This window comes from Gordonia jinghuaiqii, from assembly GCF_014041935.1.
Taxonomy (GTDB): Bacteria; Actinomycetota; Actinomycetes; order Mycobacteriales; family Mycobacteriaceae; genus Gordonia; species Gordonia jinghuaiqii.
Genome location: NZ_CP059491.1, coordinates 1204651 through 1222834, shown reverse-complemented (window position 1 = coordinate 1222834; position 18184 = coordinate 1204651). Strand labels below are relative to the sequence as shown.

Here is an 18184-nt window from a genome sequence, read left to right as displayed (position 1 = left end):
CACGCACAAAGCACGTAGAAAAACTGGGTTTTCAGTACGCGCCTTCTTTGGCGAACACCGCCTTCACCGTCCGCCAGAGGATGATGAAGTCCTGCATGATCGACCAGTTCTCGACGTAGGAGAGGTCCAGTCGGACCGATTCCTCCCACGAGAGATCCGATCTACCCGAGACCTGCCACAGGCCGGTGATGCCGGGCTTGACGAGCATCCGCCGCGCAACCCGGCCGTCGTAGCGTGCGACTTCCTCCGGCAGCGGAGGTCGCGGGCCGACCAGACTCATCGACCCACCGAGCACGTTGAGCAGCTGAGGCAGTTCGTCCAGGCTGTACCGGCGGATGAATTTGCCGACTCGGGTGACCCGCGGATCTGCCCGCATCTTGAAGAGGACCCCAGCACCTTCGTTCTGTGCTGCGAGGTCGTCCTTCTGCGCTTCCGCGTCCTGGACCATCGAGCGGAACTTCCACATCAGGAACGGCTTGTTACCCACACCGACTCGCGTGGCCTTGTAGAACACCGGCCCCTTCGAGTCGAGTTTGACCGCGATGGCGACTGCCAGCAGCACCGGCGATATCGCGATCAGAACCGCCGCAGCCACCAGCTTGTCGAGCATCAGCTTGCGGAAGCGGTTGGCCCCCTCGTACCGGGGCTTGTCGATGTGCAGCAAGGGCAGTCCCGCAACGGGTCTGACCAGCATCCGGGGACCCGCCACGTCGGTGACACCCGGCGACACCAGCATCTCGACGTAGGCGTCCTGCAGTTCCCAGGAAAGGTCCTGCATCGCTCGATGACCGATCGCTTCGGCCGAGGTGACCGCGATCGTCGTTGCACCGGAGGCGAAGATGGCCCGCGTGACGTCGTCGAAGTCGCCATACACGGAGACCTCTTTGTCTCCGACAGTGACGTGGGACATCCGAGTTGATTCGCCTGGTGGCAGGCACACACCGACCACTTCGAACCCCAGTGCCGGGTCAGCGACCAGACGTTCGATCAGTGGCTTGGCCGACCGTTCGGTGCCGACAACGAGGAGCTGATCCAGGTGGATTCCTTTGAGTCGTTGCCAGCCCAGGCGCTGACGCCAGGCCCAACGGGACACCAGCAAGCCGAAAGTTCCGAGCGGAAGCGCGATGGCCAGGAATCCTCGGGCTACGTCGAGCTTGAGGAGCAGATCGACGATCGCGAGGGTTCCGAAGACTGCGAGGCATGAGGTGGTGACGCGGCTGTACTCCTCCGAACCGGAGCCGACAATCCGTCTGTCGAGCGTGCCGCCGACTCGCAAAGCGACCAGCCAAGCCGCGATGAGGCCCACGGAGATAAGGACAGACGAAACGCCGAACTTACCCGACGCCGGGGTCAAGCTCCCGGGGCCGAACCTGAAGATCTGCGCGAACGCCACCGCCCCGATGACGAGGATCGCGTCGGTCCAGGCCAGGCGACGGACGTACCTCAAGGTCCACGACCGGGCGTTGGCCTCGCGTCGCGCAAGAGGATATAGCCGCCGGCTTCGCGAACCCGGCTGGCCCGCAGCTCTCTCCTCTATCTGACGACCGGTGCTCACGCCGGTCGCCCCATTTCGAACCCCCGCCCCCCGACCCTTCTGCTGGTCATAGCAGGACGTCCTTTCAGACCTCAGAACAAATCCGCTCGTGCGGAATGCAGCAACATGGCAACCGAGGACTTGGCCTCTCGACTCTGCAATACCCCGATGTGGGATTGCTTTCGAGACACCGGACGCCCTCAGCCTCATCCCTCAATGGATGTCCCGACAGTAATGCAGGCCCACATGGTTAGCAACAGAAAGGATCATTAATAGAGCACGTGAGGATCGCTAATGCTGCCAATTTTGACCGCTCCCGAAGTCCGTTGCAACCAGGTTGCGGACGGATTGAATACAGCTGCACAGCAGCACCTTTCGATGCGATATCCGATTTCGGGATACGCTGATCATCCAGCAGGTGCGTAACTGCGCAGAAACACTGAACAGCATGACGGCATCCAGAATTGCGCTGAATGTGGTCTTCAAGACACACAAGATGGCACAATTTGTTCGAGTTAATCGAAGTCGCATCCTGTTAGTTCTTCGTTTCTTCAGGTACAGGGTATGCTGCGCATCGTGCTTTGGAACCATTCACAAAACACTCTCGATCTTCGGCGGCCACCGCACTAAATCAACGCGCTGGTTCCGTCCGTGCCGGCCACCGCCCGCTTCGACCGTCTTGCCGGCTGGTCGACCCCGACACTGCGATGGTGAAGTTGAGATCAGTGCGTGAGCGTTCGACGATGCCGCAACAAAGCGGCCGCCTGATGCGGCGAGCACCGTGGCGCAGACTGCTGGCCGTTGCCGTCGTGGCGGCCCTGTTGGCAGTGACCGCGTTCTGGGCGGTCGGGTATCAACTCTTCTACCGCGAACACCAGGACCCGCTCCAGCGCGTGGACGCCATCGTCGTGCTGGGTGGCGACGATGACGGACGCGAGGACTACGGACTACAGCTCGCCCGCGCCGGCTACGCCGACACTCTCGTCATCTCCAACCCGCACCGTTACCACAAGGGCTCCGATCCAGTCCGCCGCGCCCACATGAGGACGCTGTGCAACTCGAGCACCGCCGAGCGCAAGGTCGTGTGCTTCGAACCCGAGCCGACGACCACACGTGGCGAGGCCATGTTCGTCCGCGATCTCGCCGCCAGCCGCGGCTGGACGTCGGTCATGGTCATCAGCTGGCGCTACCACCTCGTGCGGGCACGCTACATCTTTGGACAGTGCTACTCGGGCGAGGTAGTCATGCGGAGCGTGCCGCGGTCCTACGCGAGATCGGCTGGTGAATGGACGAACGAATTCGTCTACCAATACGCAGCACTAGCCAAAGCAGCAGCTGTAGCGTGTTAGAGCCGTCACTAGGCAGAATCGTCACCACACCATGTGCGAGCAGCGCTGCGTCACGGCAGACAAACTACGGCCGCGCCTGATCATCACGATGCACCCCTACGGTTGACACCCAGTCAGCACAACACGCTGGGATTCACCCGACGACGCACCGTTCGTGGCTGGTCGGATCGATCAGCTGACGGCGGGACTCTCAGCTTTCATCAATGGAATCGGCGAGCACCCAACAGCTGAAGCCACCGCCCGCACAGTTCTCCGCCGCAGTTGATCGGCAGGCTGCGAGGGGTTGGTACAGCCCCATTGCACTGGCACACAGAAATCAGTCCACGGAGACCCGACGCGGGTCGGGCGGTCCTGCGCGAGCGCTGACACTGCTCGACGCAGCCTAAGCCCAATCCGCAAGGTTGACGTCCACTGCCTGAATAGTCCCCACGAGTAACCCATCACGCCGAGCGCGGCATATTCAAACGGACGATCCCACGTTCCGCCAGAATCTTCCGGGCAGGCGTTGTGAACAGAACTATCAACATCAGAAACAGGCCAGCCGTTCCGACCAATAGTAGAATAACGCACCCATTTAGCGTCGATGAATCAATCGATAATAGCGCTCTAGACGCCATATAAACAACGAGGGCTCCACCGCCATTCACGAGAATTACAGGAATCACCTGAGCAACAAGCTGGCGGTATCTATTGGCGAAGATCGGTTTACCGCCGATACGACCAAAGACGAGCAAAGCGAACAATCCCACCCAAGCCGATGTCGAATGCGCGACGGCCGCCCACACCGGCTGATGCGTGAAGTACAGCGCCCCGAGAAAAGCGACCATGGTTGCGAGGCCAGAACCGATGGACACCCGGACAGCAGACAGATTTCTGAGCATCTCTAATGCGTTCGTCACCAGCCCGGTGAGAACCTGCGCAATACACCCAAGAGAAAGTATCGCACAGAGCTGGATTGCCGGGTCCCAGCCCGGGCCCAGCCATATAGGAATCAAAATCGGAGAAACTATAGCAAGGGTGATATAGGGCAGTGCAATTATTGGAATCGCGACCAAGAACATGTCGCCAACCGCATCACGCATTCTCGATGCGTCCACAGTTCGGTATACGGGAGCAATTACGCGATACAGCGCACCCAACACTGTCGCTGAAACCGTTATAGTAATCGAAGCAGCCCGCGAGAACTGACCGACAGGCTCTGGGCCTGCCACGAAACCCAATGACCACGTTGGCAGAAGAGACAGGACCAGAAAGCCAAGGTTCTGGATCATCACACCGATACCGTGAAGGTGCGTTCTACTAGCCCCGCGAAGAACAACCGAATAACGGCGATCTCTGCAAATCGACGAAAGTAGCCCGCCGGCCGCGGTCGAGATCAGCGGTACAAGCGCAAGCCCGCGCGCATCCCTCGTCACATAGATGACTGTCGCGGCCACACCAGCGGAGAGGATATACCCGGTGATGAGTATCGCGGCATCAATTCGCGCATGCGACTCACGCCTGAACAGAGCACCTTCTAACGCGCAAATTGGGCCGGCAAACAGAGCTATAACAAACACTTGCGTGTATATTGCCGACCCTAAGGAACCAAAGAGTTCATAGCATCTACCGCTTACAACAAGGAGCAACAGCGCTGCAAAGAGGCCCCCACACGCGGCGAAAACACGCATTCGAAAGACAGTTGCATCGCTCAAATCACGCTCGGACAGAATTACCGAAACCACAGCAGACGATACCGGTAAGTTCAACAATCCGTATAACGAAAGCGCGATTGCAAACTCACCAAAATCCGTCGGCGAAAGGACCCTTGCGGTGAAAGCTGAGTACACAAACTGGCCCACAACAGTACTCAATTGCGCCGTAAGCATCGTCGCGGCACCCGTCCATACTGTCCAGCTACGCGTCCTTGCCACGACCACCACCTTCTTACGCCCAGGCCTTCAACCCAGCGGCACCAAAAGCACTATTCTTGGTTAAGATAATCCCGAAATAGACTTCTTCGACGCAGTAGTCGATTCGCATTCATGGTCGAATTGACCTGGTCTTAAACCTGGGATGTGGTGAGACACGTCAGAGTCGATTCTCGCCTGTTGAAGACCGCGACGATTACGCGCACCACCTCTCGTTGTGTCGAAACCATGACTACCCCTGCGCACCGATCTCTGTTCGCTCTCTTTGGGCATACTGAGCGAGATCCTCAATCCGCAAGTGAGGCCTCATCCCTAGATCCCCAGATCCGCAGATGCGTCGTTTCGACTGCAAATCCATCACGTGTGAAATCGTGGAGCCTGCAGTCCGGTCGGTGCAACCAATTCCGAACAGTACTCCAAAATATTGCCTCAATCCCAGTTATCACTCATCACTCTCCTGACCGGTCGCCCATGCTTGCAGCCTCTCGGCGCGACTTCGACCCGCCAATGACAATCCAGAATCCCAGAACACTACAAGTACCATTGAAGGAGGTAAACCCACCGAAAGACGATCAGCAAGCGGAGCAAAGCAACCACGGGAGTGTATCGGGTTCACACGGCCCTGGCCACGCAAACTTACGAGCAGCATTGTGAAGGCCAGGCCGCATAATCAACCCTGTCCGCAAGACAATCATGCCCTCTATTGCCAGGAACGCTTCGAAAGATCCGTTTCTCACCGGTCGGACCCGGTTCCGCTATCGTGGCAGGACGCGTGTGGCCTGCCGAAATTCTGATCAAGCGGAACGCGACGTCGGCGCCGCTCTAGGCATGGATGGTCATGCTCGTGTGCGTAGTCATCCTGGTTGCATGCTTGGTGCTGGCGTCCAACAAAGATGCGCCGACAGTCGCGTCCGAGGCCGCCTCGGCCACCGGAACCATTTCTGTGGTGCAGGCGAAATCGGCGACCATCACTTTCGCGACAGTGCGGAGCGCGGCCTAAGTCATGCGAAGACCATTCCGTGCTTGGCGACTCTCATGGGTCCGACCGCAGCGGCTGGACGTCGCCCCTCGGTTCGGCAGTCAGCGCGCCCTGGGACCGGCCCTGTCCCCGCGCGGTATTGGAAGACCACCGGAGCGGATCAGGGCGTCGTGACTCAACTCCGTGATGGAACCACCCATAACTGTCGGCCCCCCGAAGCGTCGCTCTGTTGGTCGATGGCGCGCCATCGAGCGCCGAAGGTCAGATGCTGTGGAACGAGAACGTGCTGGAGGCGTTCGGACTACCGGTTCCTGTGCAACGAGTGACAGCGCGGGATTATTGGATCGGCGCCTCACCGTCGCTACTAGAGCTTGACAGACCGACGCGCGTGTCCCCCGGCCACGGGATAGGCATGCCCCGGAGGAGGTGACCATACTGTCCTGATGCCGGACCCCTTCCATTCCCTCGTGATCATGAATCTGCTCTTCGTCGTGGGGGCATGGTGCCTGGCTCGACCGAGCTACCCCGCGGCAGCAGCCCTCGTGGTCATCGCAGTCGCCTGGTTGTTCCTGAACGACCCCATCGAAGGCCGGGTGCTCGTGTCGTTCACCGTCGATCACGGGATCACCGAATCCGACATCCTGTCCCTCGCGGCGGTCGTCGTTGCAGCCGTCACCGTGCGAAGGCTGCGCGTGCGCCAGGAGTGATCCAGGCGGTCGGAGTCGCTGACCCACCTGCCTGCCTTAACTCCGAAGCCCTACGCACCCACAATCCGGTAGATCCGGAACTGCGGCGTCCCGCTGGGCGTCATGACCGTCATCGCCACCGTCGCGATGCCGGCACCGTCGGCCCAGAGCGTCGGGTAGCGGACGTTGATGGCGTCGAGTGAACCGAGGCCCGTCGGGCGCTGCGTCAGGATGTACTGCACCCCCAGTTCCGCAGGGTTGTTGAGCTTGGCGAAGAAGTCGAAGTCGCTGCGTACCACGAACTGTTCGGGTCGGTCGGAGGACAACCACACGCGTGAGACACCGAAGGTGTCGACGAGGACGGACCCTTCGGGCAGGTTCTGGTTGTCGAGCCAGGCGGCGACGTTGCCCGACACATCGCCGAACCAGTAGAACCAGAAGTCCGACGGCGGGTAGCGATCCGGCCAGAACGCAGAACGCAGCCCGTACTCCTCCTTGCCGATGGCAGGGTTGAGCATCGAGGTGGCGGTCACCGGGAGCGAGGTGGCCAGGGCCGCCGCCATGAGCGCGGTGAGGAAGGTCCCTTCGATACGCGGTCTCCGCAAGCTCCGACCGCTACTCAGGGAACGGAGGGATCTCTGCCGGGTGACCACGATGATGGCGATGATCGCCAGCGGGGTGGCCGTCAGATAGAACCGGAACCACCCGAACGTGGAACCCAGGATCACTGCCGACATCTGGAACAGCAGGACCGAACCGAAGATGGTCGCGACCACCGCCGCGTCGACCCTCCTGCGTCGGATCGCTCTCCAGCCGACGATCGCGAGCACCGCCGGCAGCAGTGGCTGCATACCCAACAGGTTGGCGGCGATGACCTCGACCAGAGGGCCGGCACCGACATCCTCCGCCGAGATGATCCCGGCGACCGCCACCTGCGCCGAGTTGCCGTACTGCGAGGAGAACTGCGAGAACGCACTTCCGTCCAGTAACCACCCGACGACTGCCCACAGGACGAAGGCGGTGGCCGCGGGCATGGCGACGATGGTGGCGTCGTGCAACCCGAAGGCCGCGCCCTGACGCCACGCCGCCCGGTCCCCTCGCCCACCGGGACGGTTGTGGAGCGCCGAGACGACGAACACCCCGACCGCGACGGCGGCCGCCACCGGGAGTGCCTCGTAGCGCGTCAGGTACGCCAACCCCAGCGCGACACCGGCCACCACCAGGTCGATGACGTGATACCGGTTGACCCACTTCAGCATTCGCCGACAGGCCCACAGCAGGAAGAACAGGAACGGCGCCTCGCTCATGCCCATCCCGGCGTAGAGGACGATCATCGGATTCAGCGCAAACGCCGCGACCGCGGTCCACCTCATGATCCGGCCGCACCGGTAGTCGAGCGCGATGCGGCGAACCTGCCAGCCGGCACCGGCCATGAAGAACGCGCTCATCACCGCACCGACGAACCCGACGCGCCGCACCTCGGGCCACTGGTTCAGCGGCCAGTGCGCAGACAGTTCGACCAGCGGGATCTCGACCAGGCTCGGCAACGGATTCCAGACGAAACCGATGGCCCCTAGATGCGGGTCGCGACTCCAGATGGTGAACGCCGCGTTGCCCACCCGGCTACTCGCATCCGGATTGATGTACCCCACGACGAGGTACAGGTAGACACCGACAGCCAGATACCCGACCAACAGCGTGACGAACAGCGCGACACCCCACCACTGCCCCGGCGTCACCCGCCGCGCGCGGCCCTCGGGGGCCGCCCTGACGGAGACGTCAACTGCGGGTGCGCGGTCGCGCAGCGCAGTGGTCATGGTCGTGCGTCGTCGCCCTGGTCGGTTGCACCTCTGCCGCGCAGTCGCTTTCGCACCACCAGCGAACCCAAGGCGATGAGCACCGCGAGCGCAACCACCGCGACGCTGATACCCAGCCACAACACCCAGCTGGTGCCGACCTGGTCGACTTCGGTCCTCGGCCCGTCGGCTCTGACGGTCATCAGTTCGGTCTGACCGGCCCGCCCGGCGGCCAGGACGTCGCCACGAAGGTTGGCGAGTTCACCCTCCTGCTCGTCGAGGAAGGTGAACAGCGGGGCGACGAGGTCCCACGAGCCCGACGTGCTGACCAGCACAACGTTCCGGGAGTTCTGCGCGAACGCCTGAATCGTGCCCAGCCCCTGCGGGATCGACGCACTGACCTGCGATGCGAGATCGATGACGTTCGAGGAATCCTCGGTACCGAGGGGCGGATCGAGCGCTTGAGCGTGGGCGGCGTCGGCCACGATGAGTGCACCGTTGCTGCTGTTGATCGCCTGATCGAGATCCACCAGGACCGGCGACAACGCCATCGCCGACGAGCGCTGAACCGAGGAGATGAGCTGCGCGGCGGCGTTGAGCTGACCGGGGTCGGTGCCGTCCATCGCGACCTGGACCGTCGGCTGCCAGCCCAGCGGTATCGAGGAGAAGCCGCCCATCCTGACCGGGGTCTCGTCGCTCGACGCCGTCGACGACGGGTCGATCTGGAAGGTCAGCGGCACACTGTCGCGGAGGCAACCGCCCGATCGCGGCTCGTAGGAGACCTTGAACTCCAGCGGCTCGTTGGCCGCGACCTGCGCTGCGGGAATGGTGAACTGGGAGTCCAGGGTGCCGGATGAGTTGAGGACGGTCGTGTACAGCACCTCGCCGCCGCTGATGGCGGTCACGGTCGCGTACGCGTCGCCGACCACCGGGGTGTAGCGGGCCCGAAGGTGGACATTCACCTCACCGGGCCGTCCCAGTGCCAGCGTGGTCGGGTCGAAACCGGGGACGAGCGTCGCGGTCCCGAGGACGTCGGCGGACTGCCGACCCGAGAACTCGCCGAATGTCACCGAATCCGATCCCTGAATCTGTCGCTCCCCCACCGCGTTCACCGCCGCGCTGGTGGTCTGCGCGAGGCCGGTGAGATTGTCGCGGAACAGGGCGACCTGGTTCGGCAACGACGTCTGGTCACCGGAGACGACGAGAGTGGCATCGGGACGCCCGGCTGCCTCGAGGCGGACGCCACCCGGGCCGGACTCCTCGCGAACGACGATCGTGCGTTCCAGCGGGTTGCGTGATCGCGGCGTCATACCGCCGGACACCTCGACGACGTTGACCGAGACCCGCTGCGGCCGATAGTGATCGGCGATGGCTGCGACGAGTCCCAGCGTGGTCTGCGTGACTGCGGCACTCGGCTTCTGGGGCGTGTAGATCGTCACCTCACTCACCACCGAGCCGAAGACCTCGTGAATGCTGTCGGGCACCTGGGCGGTACCCGCATAGGAGACGGAGAGATTCGTGAACGTCACCTCCGGGTCGGGCCCGCACACCGTGGCGTCGTCGAAGTTGCGCAACGTCAACCGGAGATCGGCGCGGCCGTTGGACACCGGAATCGAGGTCAGCGGCACCGAGAACGGTGTGCTGAGCTGCTGCGGACCGAAACGCGGCACCCGAATGGTGGCGACGATGGTCCCGTCGGTGCGGGCCACCTGGACAAAAGAATCGGTGACGTTGGTCGCCGAGGCGACGACACCGCTCAGCGTCGTCGGCGTCATCCCCTCGGGGACGGGCACGCTCACACTCGTGGCAACGTCCTCGGTGTCGATGTGCACGGAGGTGCCCAGGCCCAGCTGGCGCCACTGCAGCGTCGTCGTGGCGCCGTCGGGTGCGGCCGCAGCCGGTGCGGCGAGGCTGCCGAGGACGAGCACCGCCACGGCAAGAATCAGCAGCCTGGCACCCCAGGACCGACCCCGCGCGGATCGGCCACGCGGATACCGCATCCGATGTTGCTCACGGATTGCGTTGGACATCGTCAGACCCCTTCATCGCGCCGGGAGTGCCGGGCATCGCCGACAATCCGTGCACGGTCTTCTCCCAGTAGGACGGTTTGTAGATGAGTTGCGCCACGCTCTTGACCGCGGCCATGGACTGCAAGAACCAGTAGCCGGGAACGATCAACGCGGCGCCGAGCAAATAGGGCTTGTCCCGGGTGCGGGCCGACACCACACCGAGCATGACGGTTGCGAGGTTCCCGACCGTGAACATGAACAGGCACAGGTAGAACACCGGACCGGGGAACAGGTCGCGCATGAAGTCGGGCTTGCCGGCGAACCACACCAGGAGCAACGTCCAGAACGCGAGGTTGAGGGTGTTCGCGATCGGCATGCCCGCCGTCAGGTTCGCGATGCGCAACGTCGGCACGATCCCGAGTTCACGCACCATCGCGAACGGCCGGCGGGTGTGGACCAGGAAGGTCTGCAGGTAGCCCTTGTACCAACGGGATCGCTGTCGGACCCAGTTCACCACGTCGGCGTTGGCCTCTTCCTCGGTGAGCGAGTCCAGCACCAGCGTGCGATACCCGTACCGGGCGAGACGAATACCGAGGTCCGCGTCCTCGGTGACATTGAACGCGTCCCAGCCGCCGACTTCGCGCAACACGTGGGTGCGGATGTGGTTGGACGTACCACCCAGCGGGATGACGCACTTCGACGCACTCAGTGCCGGCAGCATGTACGAGAACCACTGGTCGTATTCGATGGCGAACCAGCGGGTCAACAGGTTGTCGCGCTCGTTGAAATAGCCCAGACGCGCCTGCACGGAGGCCACCTCGGGCGGGCTGGCTGCGAATATCGCCGCTGCCCTGCGTAGTTGGAGTGGATCGGGGATGTCCTCGGCGTCGTAGATGGTGACGAGTTCACTGCGTTCCGACGGCAGGCTCATCGCGTGGTTGCACGCCTTGGGTTTGGTGCGCGGTTCACTCGGCGGCACCAGGACCGGGGTGATGCCGTCGAGGTCGGCGTGTTCGATCGCTTCGATGGTGTCGTGGTCGTCCATCTCGAGGACGAGCAGGATGTCGAGCTTGTCCGCGGGGTAGTCGATCTTGCCTACGCCGGCAACGAGATTCGCGACGATCTCGGGTTCCCCGTAGACCGGCAACAACACCGTGTAGACGGGTAGGTCGGCGTCGGGGATCGCGCGAGCTTCGTCGTCGGTCACGGTGAGCATCCCGCGTCCGGACATGCCGCGCGCGACGAGTACGAACTTGTCGACGCTGGAGACCAGAAAGTACACGGCGCAGATGCTGAGGATGACCGACAGAGTGTCGTCCCAGGACACGAGGAATCCGATCGTCACCGCGAGAGCGACGGCGATCAGGATGAGCCGTTGTGCGGTGCTCAGAGGTTGCCGCGCCGACAACGCCGACACGCTCAGATCGATCACACCACTGGTGGTGGTGCCGGGGGTGTGAGAAGCGCCGGCAGCGTCTCGCACCGGGCGGAGAGGCCTCACGCCATCGGTCGTTCCACCGAGCGGATCATCGACCACGCGAGTTCGGTGAGTGCGGTATCGAGCGCGGAGCTGTCGGCGTCCATGCCGTCCTCTTCGCCACCGCCTCGCACGAGCCAACCCAGAGGTCCGGTGACCGTGGTCGAGTAGCTGGGCGCTCGAGGTGTGGCAACTTCTTCGGTGCGCGACTGGTCACGGGCAGCCATGAGATACACGGCCATGTACCGATCTCCTCCTGCCGTCTGGACGCGCCATCCCCAGAAGCGGCCCGTCCACAACGCATCGTCGGAGGTGCGGACGGCGTCGAGGGTGTTTGCGATGACGCCGATCTCGCGGTGCTGCTCGTCGACCGACGACGGCGTCGAGGTGATCGATGCGGGCGGCACGGTCTCGTACCAGAGGCCGCGGCGGTAGTTGGCGAAGCGCCCGTAGTCGGCGGTCGAGTAGACGTCCAGATAGGCCGCGGTCAGCGGGGTCGACGCCGCGCCGGTCCCTGCGGAGGGAGTGACGCGATAACGCCGAACGTCGCCATCGGAGCCCATGACGCCCGAGCCCCAGTCGAACAAGCGCGGGTCGGAGATGTCCATTCCCTCGGCGCGGAGCTGGGTGACCCAGTCATCGGCGATCAGCGGTGGGCCATCGGGATTGAAGGCGTTCTGCGGGTGGGGTGCCACTCCGAGGATGACCAGCGCAACCAGCCAGCCGGCAGTCAGGCCGACGACCGTCTGCTTCGGCAGCACAGCGGGCGACTGCTGCTCGGTTCTGCCGGCACGCAATCGCACGACGATCGCGATCGCGGTCACAGCCCCGGCAGGCACGGAATACGCGAGGGCCGGGGTGTCGTCGAACGCGGCGACCAGGGCGAATCCGACCACGCCGGCGACCGCTGCAGTGATCAGCGCGACCCGCACATGAGCGCGCAGCGACATGTAGGTCACCACGAGGCCGAGGCCCACCGTCAGCGATCCGAAAACCGCCGTCGTACCGCCCAGCATCTGCCCCACCAGCAGGAAGTTCGGTGGGAAACAGATGAGGATGAACAGCCAGACGAGGTAGTCGCGCACCACGCGCCGGATTCCGAAGGTGACGATCGAGGCGGCGAACACCCAGAGAAGCAACGGGATCACGTCGGCGTGCCAGAACGCCGCGACGGCGGGGATTCGCGGGATCACCAGGGCGGCGGTCAGCCCGAGTGCACCCCCGACCACAACGACCAGGATGCGGTCGAACTCGGTGTCGCCGATATCGCGTCCACGGGAGCTGACGTCGAGACCGAAGGCGATCATCAGCCCCCACACCGGCACGAACAGCAGGTATGCCGTCGGTGAACCCTTGACAGCGGCGTCGAAGATCATCGCGAGGGCCGGCGCGAAGGCCAGCATCGCGGGCCCGACCGTCGCGAGGTACCGAACTCCCAGGGACATCTCGCGCTTGGCGGTGATCGCCGCCCAGGCGTCCCGCGGGCCACCGAATCCGCTCGGTCGGTGAGTACGAGCTCGAGTGGCGTCGACGTACGGCGCCGCTGTCGGCACGTCAGGCTTCAGAACAGTCACGGTCCCTCCCCAGGACAGCGCCCAGCGAGTGAGCTTCGGCGCCACACGCGATCCGTCGCCAACCTCTGGAGGTCTCCCCTGACGAGCGAATCACGATCAGTAGGAACACTAACCGTCAAAAGGTAGATACACCACGCAATTTCGCGACCATTGGTCTGAACGAGTGAACAGTGACGTCGGGTGCCATATCGTCCCCGGGCACCGGTTCGGTCCAATCATGTTGCTGTTGTGGATGTTTGGGTTGACAGGTTCGCCCACGTGTGGCTCGCCCCTGTATCGATCGTGACCGACCTCACCCGCCCAGACGTCCCCGCTGCGCACAGGCCTCCCGTTCACCGGGACACCGAAGCGACGATGAAATTACCAGTGACACAGCGAATCACAACGCATGCTTGTCGTCGCGCAACCAAAGCGGGATGGTCAGGCTTGGCCCGCCGCCGTGTTGTGAAGTGGGTGTTGGATCACATCCAACTGAGTCGCTCGACCCAGATATGGCGAATCACAGGAGTATTCACAATCCAGGCTTGTCGTCGCGCAACCAAAGCAGGACGGTCCGATCCCCCCAAGGCTGCCGTAGTCCTTCAACAGTGGCGTAACCCTCGACAGCTCGGTCACGTACCCAGTCGGGGCGGCGGATACCGCAGCGATCTCGATTGCTCACAACCGTGGCTTGTTGTCCCGCAAGAAATGCGGGTAGGTCTGGGCCGGGGGAGCTTCGACAAGCTCAACCGACAGAGGAGCGCTCAACCGACAGACAGAGCCCTCAACCGACAGGCGGGGCGCTCAACCCACAGACGGACGCTCCGACAGTCGGGCCCGGGCGTGTACGGCGTCGACCGCCTCGAGGAACGGCGGGATGAAGAACTTGGCACCAAGGACGCAGCAGGCGTGGCCGCCGTCGACCTCGAAGCGTTGGGCGCCGGGGATGCCGTCGAGCAGCAGTTGCTGGCGTTCGGGCTCCACCACGCGGTCGCGGATGGAGACCACCACCGCGGTGGGGACGTCGATCTCGTGCAGCCAGCTGCGAGAGTCGAACTGCCCCAGTCCGTTTCCGAAGTCGCCGAGGTGTGACAGCGGCGTCGAGAAGAACTGTCGCAGAGCCCAGATCGAGGTGTGCGACGTCGTCTTGTTCAGGCTCTTCTCCGAGACGCGCGGCAGCAGGCGGTAGATCGGGTTGAGGATGCGTCCCGTCCGCGCGGAGGATGCGCGGTGGCGGGGGTCGCGGGTGCTGAAGAACGGGCCCGTCGAACACAGCACCAGACCTGCGACCCGCTCGGGATGGCGGCGCCACACGAGCTGCGCGATGCCCCCGCCCATCGAGAAGCCGGCGGCGATGAAACGGTCGATGCCCAGCACGTCGGCGAGGGCGACCACGTCGTCGGCGCAGTCGCGCAGGTCGAAGTTCTCCGACTCGATGCCACGGCCGTGCCAGCGCGCGTCCATCGTGATCACGCGGTAGCGCTCGTTGAGCGCCGGGATCGTCGGGTACCAGCACAGCAGCCCGGTGGTAAGCACCGAATGCAGCAGGAACACCGCGGGGGCGTCACGCGGACCCGAGTCGGTCACGTAGGCACGACCGCGTCCGGGGAGCTCGACCATCCGGCCCTCCGGGATATCCGTGGCCGGGTAGGGCGTGAAGACATGACGGGCGGCGCGTGCGGCACCGTGGACAAACTCGGGGATCACCCTGACAACGGTACGTGAGATGCTCATCACATGATCGACATCGCCCGTCCGAAAATCGAGGGATCGATCGGCGTCGCCGACGGTGGTCGTCGAATCGGGTTCGCCGAGTATGGGTCCGCCACCGGACGAGCCATCATCTGGCTCCACGGCACGCCCGGCGCACGACGCCAGATCCCCGTCGAAGCGCGTGCGTACGCCGCTGACCGGCATGTACGCCTGATCGGGCTGGACCGCCCGGGTGTCGGATCGTCGACGCCGCACCGCTACGCCGACGTCGCCGACTTCGCCCCAGACCTGGAAGAAGTCCTCGAAGCGCTGGGCATTGACGAGTTCGCGGTGATCGGACTGTCCGGCGGCGGACCGTACGCGCTCGGCGTGGCGCACGCGATGCCCGACCGGGTGGTCGCGGCCGGAATCCTCGGCGGCGTCGCCCCGACGGTGGGGCCCGACCGCATCGGCGGCGGCGCGATGAAACTCGGGTCAATCCTGGCGCCGATCGTCGATCGCGCGGGCGCCCCGATCGGCAAAGTCCTCAGCACCGCGCTGGGGTTCGCCCGGCCCATCGCCGACCCCGCCATCACCATCTACGGCCGGCTCTCACCGCAGGCCGACCGCGAACTTCTGGCGCGCCCCGAATTCCGGGCCATGTTTCTCGACGACCTACTCCACGGCGGCAGCCAGCGGATGGAAGCACCCTTCGCCGACGTCGTGGTGTTCGCGCGGGACTGGGGCTTTCGCGTTCCCGACGTGCGCGTCCCCGTGCGCTGGTGGCATGGCGACCACGACCACATCATCCCGTACGCACACGGCGAACACATGGTCTCGCTACTCCCCGACGCCAAGCTGTTCGAGCTGTCCGGCGAAAGTCACCTCAGCACGCTTCACATGGCCACCGACATCATCGACGAACTGCTCACGCTGTGGGACCAGTCGCGGCCGGTCCTGGGTGAGTAGTCGGTCCGGTGTCGTGCGAGCTGGCCGCAATCGAATCCCCTACGGCGCCGTCGCCGACAACCCGGCGGCAAGGCCCAGTGCCACGGCCATGAGGACCAGCTCGATCGATGCCGCGCGGATCGACGCGGCCTCGGTGGTGCGGTGACGTTGCACCGCGGGTAACCAGCGGCGTCGATGCCAGGCGGCGACGCCGATGAGCACAGCCAGCACCACCACCTTGGCCAGCAGGACGCGACCGTAGCCGGTGGTGACGAGGGCCGGCAGGTCGTCGACCTCGATCAGTCCGGCGATGATGCCGGTCAGTGCGATCACACCGACCGCCCACGGCGCGCGGCTGGAGAAGGCGGGCAGGCTGCGCGCCCACCCCGACCGTCCGCGCACCGACATCGCCAGCGCCGCAAGCAGCCCCACCCACCAGGCCGCGGCCAGCGCGTGGGCGCCGACGAGCACTGGGCCCCAGGCGGAATTGCCGGCGTGACCGGTGATCGAGGTGGCCAGCACCCCGATCGCCGCGAGCGCCCCCACCACCAGGACCGGGATCTCCACCCCGGTCAGCAGATCGAGGACCGTCCACCCGAGGATCAGCAACCCGGCCACCAGCGCCACCATTTCGGGGGCGTCGGAGGTGAGGACGTTCCCGAAGTCGCCGGCCGTCACGTCGAGGACGTCGATGCCCGACCGTTCGGCGGTCCGCACCCACGCGCTGATCAGCACGGCCAGCACCCACACGCCGGCCAGCGCACCGATCACGCGTGACGACGGCGCGGCGTCGACCGTCGGCAACACACCGAGGCCGAGCAGCACCACCGAGACGCCGAGCGCGACGGCCGCGGGTACGGCGACCATGTCGGGTCCCGCGGGTCGGGCGAGCAGCCAGCTCACCGCGAGTCCCCCGAGGAGGGTCGTGGCACCGAACAGAACCGGCACCCCGGCCACGACCCTCACGCGTCAGCTCTTCTTCGACGAGGGGCGTCGACTCAACCAGAACACGACACCCAGACCGACGACGAGAACCACGGCGGCACCGATGATGAAGTACCACACCGGAATACCGTCGTCCGACGTCTCATCGGCAGCCTCGATCGCGGGCCCGGGTTCACCGTTGCCCTCGACAGCGAGGTCGAAGCTGCGCTGCCCGCTGATCACATGCCCATCGGCGGAGGTGACCCGGTAGTTGACGACGTACGTGCCCGCCGGACCGAGTTCGCGCACCCCGACCCGGAACTGTGTTCCGTCGACGGTCGGCTCACCGGACTGCCAGTAGTGATCGTCGGGGCCGACGACATTGAGCACCGCATACGACGACTGGACCGGCTCGTTGAACGTCAGCGTGATGGCCTCGGGGCCGGTCTGCAGTGTCGCGCCGTCGGCAGGATCCGACGACACCAGACGCGAATGCGCCGACGCCGCGGGCGCCGCCCAGGTGCCTACCAGTCCGAGGCAGGCCAGCGCCGCCAGAACGAGGACGACGGGGCGTCGAACCCGACGACCGTTACGCATTGCCGCCACGGCCGTTGCGTCGAACCGCCATCAGCGCGGCCACACCGAACACAGAGCCCAGCACGCCGACGATGAGTCCGATGCCGCCGAGCCAACGGGCTGCGGAGTCCTCGGAGGAGCTCGACTCCGCCGACGCCGTGTCGGTGGTCTGCGGGGTCGCCGAGGCGTGGTGGCCGTCGGCGCTCGCCGGAGCCAGGGTCAGTGTGGGCGCGGGCTTCTCCGGCTCCTCGCCGTCCGCGGGGGTCGGCTGATTCCAGTCGGCCTTCTCACCGTCTGCGTAGGTCTGCAGGGTGGGGAGCTCGACGGTCTCCTGCTCGGGGAACGGTCCGCCGGAGAAACGGAACTGCGCGAACTGTCCGACCGGGACGCCCGGCGATCCGGGGTCGGCGGTCCAGGTGATCTCGGTGACGAGGTCGTCCTTCTTGGTGACGACCGTCTTCCACCCGGGCATCACCTCCGGACGCGCCGACTTCAGACCCGGCAGCGTCACCTGCAGCGACGTGGTGGGTGCGACGTCGGACTCGTTCGGGACCACCAGCGACACGACGCCGTAACCGCCCTGGGTGAGCGTCGGGGCGTTGGCGGTGACATGCGCCGACGCCGCGCCGACACCGGTCAGCGAAGCGAGACCCACGACAGCGGCGGCCGTGGCGGGCAGGACGATGCGGCGGGCGATCACTGCCCGCGGAGAACTGATCTTCATGTGTGTTCTTTCGATGAGGTCGGATTC

At 64.7% G+C, this 18184-nt stretch carries 13 protein-coding genes; 3 read left to right on the top strand and 10 right to left on the bottom strand.

Going from position 1 to position 18184, the window contains the following annotated elements; translation table 11 throughout:
* Positions 1–31: 31 nt before the first annotated feature.
* Complete coding sequence (locus H1R19_RS05350) at positions 32–1447, bottom strand: sugar transferase (protein ID WP_244970879.1); 1416 nt, start codon at positions 1445–1447, stop codon at positions 32–34.
* A gap of 830 nt (positions 1448–2277) precedes the next feature.
* On the opposite strand from H1R19_RS05350, the gene H1R19_RS05345 reads away from it, so the two are divergent.
* A complete protein-coding gene (locus tag H1R19_RS05345; protein ID WP_244970878.1) occupies positions 2278–2883 on the top strand; it encodes a YdcF family protein in 606 nt (201 codons plus the stop codon).
* A 440-nt stretch (positions 2884–3323) separates the two neighbouring features.
* On the opposite strand, the gene H1R19_RS05340 is transcribed toward H1R19_RS05345, so the two are convergent.
* Entirely contained in the window at positions 3324–4796 is a 1473-nt protein-coding gene (locus H1R19_RS05340; RefSeq protein WP_219850759.1) for an oligosaccharide flippase family protein, read from the bottom strand.
* A gap of 1419 nt (positions 4797–6215) precedes the next feature.
* Here H1R19_RS05340 and H1R19_RS05335 point away from each other — a divergent pair.
* A complete protein-coding gene (locus H1R19_RS05335) occupies positions 6216–6479 on the top strand; it encodes a hypothetical protein (RefSeq protein WP_219850758.1) in 264 nt (87 codons plus the stop codon).
* Positions 6480–6529: 50 nt separating this feature from the next.
* Here H1R19_RS05335 and H1R19_RS05330 read toward each other — a convergent pair whose 3' ends face one another.
* From H1R19_RS05330 to H1R19_RS05310, 5 genes are all read right to left on the bottom strand, one after another.
* Positions 6530–8275: a glycosyltransferase family 39 protein gene (locus H1R19_RS05330; RefSeq protein WP_219850757.1), complete on the bottom strand. Its 1746-nt coding sequence runs from the start codon at positions 8273–8275 to the stop codon at positions 6530–6532.
* Positions 8272–10284: a hypothetical protein gene (locus H1R19_RS05325; protein WP_244970877.1), complete on the bottom strand. Its 2013-nt coding sequence runs from the start codon at positions 10282–10284 to the stop codon at positions 8272–8274. Before H1R19_RS05325 ends, H1R19_RS05330 begins: the two co-directional genes overlap by 4 nt.
* The gene (locus H1R19_RS05320; RefSeq protein WP_372631875.1) at positions 10265–11692 is read right to left on the bottom strand and encodes a glycosyltransferase family 2 protein; all 1428 of its coding nucleotides are present in this window, start codon (positions 11690–11692) and stop codon (positions 10265–10267) included. Before H1R19_RS05320 ends, H1R19_RS05325 begins: the two co-directional genes overlap by 20 nt.
* A 68-nt stretch (positions 11693–11760) precedes the next feature.
* Positions 11761–13314: a hypothetical protein gene (locus H1R19_RS05315; RefSeq protein ID WP_219850756.1), complete on the bottom strand. Its 1554-nt coding sequence runs from the start codon at positions 13312–13314 to the stop codon at positions 11761–11763.
* Between the two features lie 783 nt (positions 13315–14097).
* On the bottom strand, positions 14098–15000 hold the full coding sequence (locus H1R19_RS05310) for an alpha/beta fold hydrolase (RefSeq protein WP_244970876.1): 903 nt from the start codon (positions 14998–15000) through the stop codon (positions 14098–14100).
* Positions 15001–15030: 30 nt separating this feature from the next.
* On the opposite strand from H1R19_RS05310, the gene H1R19_RS05305 reads away from it, so the two are divergent.
* Positions 15031–15954, top strand: coding sequence for an alpha/beta fold hydrolase (locus H1R19_RS05305; protein ID WP_188331734.1), 924 nt, complete (start codon positions 15031–15033; stop codon positions 15952–15954).
* A 39-nt stretch (positions 15955–15993) separates the two neighbouring features.
* Here H1R19_RS05305 and H1R19_RS05300 read toward each other — a convergent pair whose 3' ends face one another.
* From H1R19_RS05300 to H1R19_RS05290, 3 genes are read right to left on the bottom strand one after another with little or no spacing between them, the layout of a single operon-like run.
* Positions 15994–16899, bottom strand: a complete 906-nt coding sequence (locus H1R19_RS05300; protein ID WP_219850754.1) for a copper resistance D family protein — start codon at positions 16897–16899, stop codon at positions 15994–15996.
* A gap of 3 nt (positions 16900–16902) precedes the next feature.
* Positions 16903–17454, bottom strand: coding sequence for a copper resistance CopC family protein (locus H1R19_RS05295; protein ID WP_219851525.1), 552 nt, complete (start codon positions 17452–17454; stop codon positions 16903–16905).
* On the bottom strand, positions 17447–18157 hold the full coding sequence (locus tag H1R19_RS05290; protein WP_219850753.1) for a YcnI family copper-binding membrane protein: 711 nt from the start codon (positions 18155–18157) through the stop codon (positions 17447–17449). The genes H1R19_RS05295 and H1R19_RS05290 overlap by 8 nt, the downstream gene beginning before the upstream one ends.
* Positions 18158–18184: the final 27 nt, after the last annotated feature.

What these genes read in the sequence shown, in the direction of transcription:
- H1R19_RS05305 (WP_188331734.1), top strand. Translation starts at nt 15,031, where the DNA reads ATGATCGACATCGCCCGTCCGAAAATCGAGGGATCGATCGGCGTCGCC.
- H1R19_RS05290 (WP_219850753.1), bottom strand. Translation starts at nt 18,157, where the DNA reads ATGAAGATCAGTTCTCCGCGGGCAGTGATCGCCCGCCGCATCGTCCTG.
- H1R19_RS05325 (WP_244970877.1), bottom strand. Translation starts at nt 10,284, where the DNA reads ATGTCCAACGCAATCCGTGAGCAACATCGGATGCGGTATCCGCGTGGC.
- H1R19_RS05335 (WP_219850758.1), top strand. Translation starts at nt 6,216, where the DNA reads ATGCCGGACCCCTTCCATTCCCTCGTGATCATGAATCTGCTCTTCGTC.
- H1R19_RS05330 (WP_219850757.1), bottom strand. Translation starts at nt 8,275, where the DNA reads ATGACCACTGCGCTGCGCGACCGCGCACCCGCAGTTGACGTCTCCGTC.
- H1R19_RS05345 (WP_244970878.1), top strand. Translation starts at nt 2,278, where the DNA reads ATGCCGCAACAAAGCGGCCGCCTGATGCGGCGAGCACCGTGGCGCAGA.
- H1R19_RS05295 (WP_219851525.1), bottom strand. Translation starts at nt 17,454, where the DNA reads ATGCGTAACGGTCGTCGGGTTCGACGCCCCGTCGTCCTCGTTCTGGCG.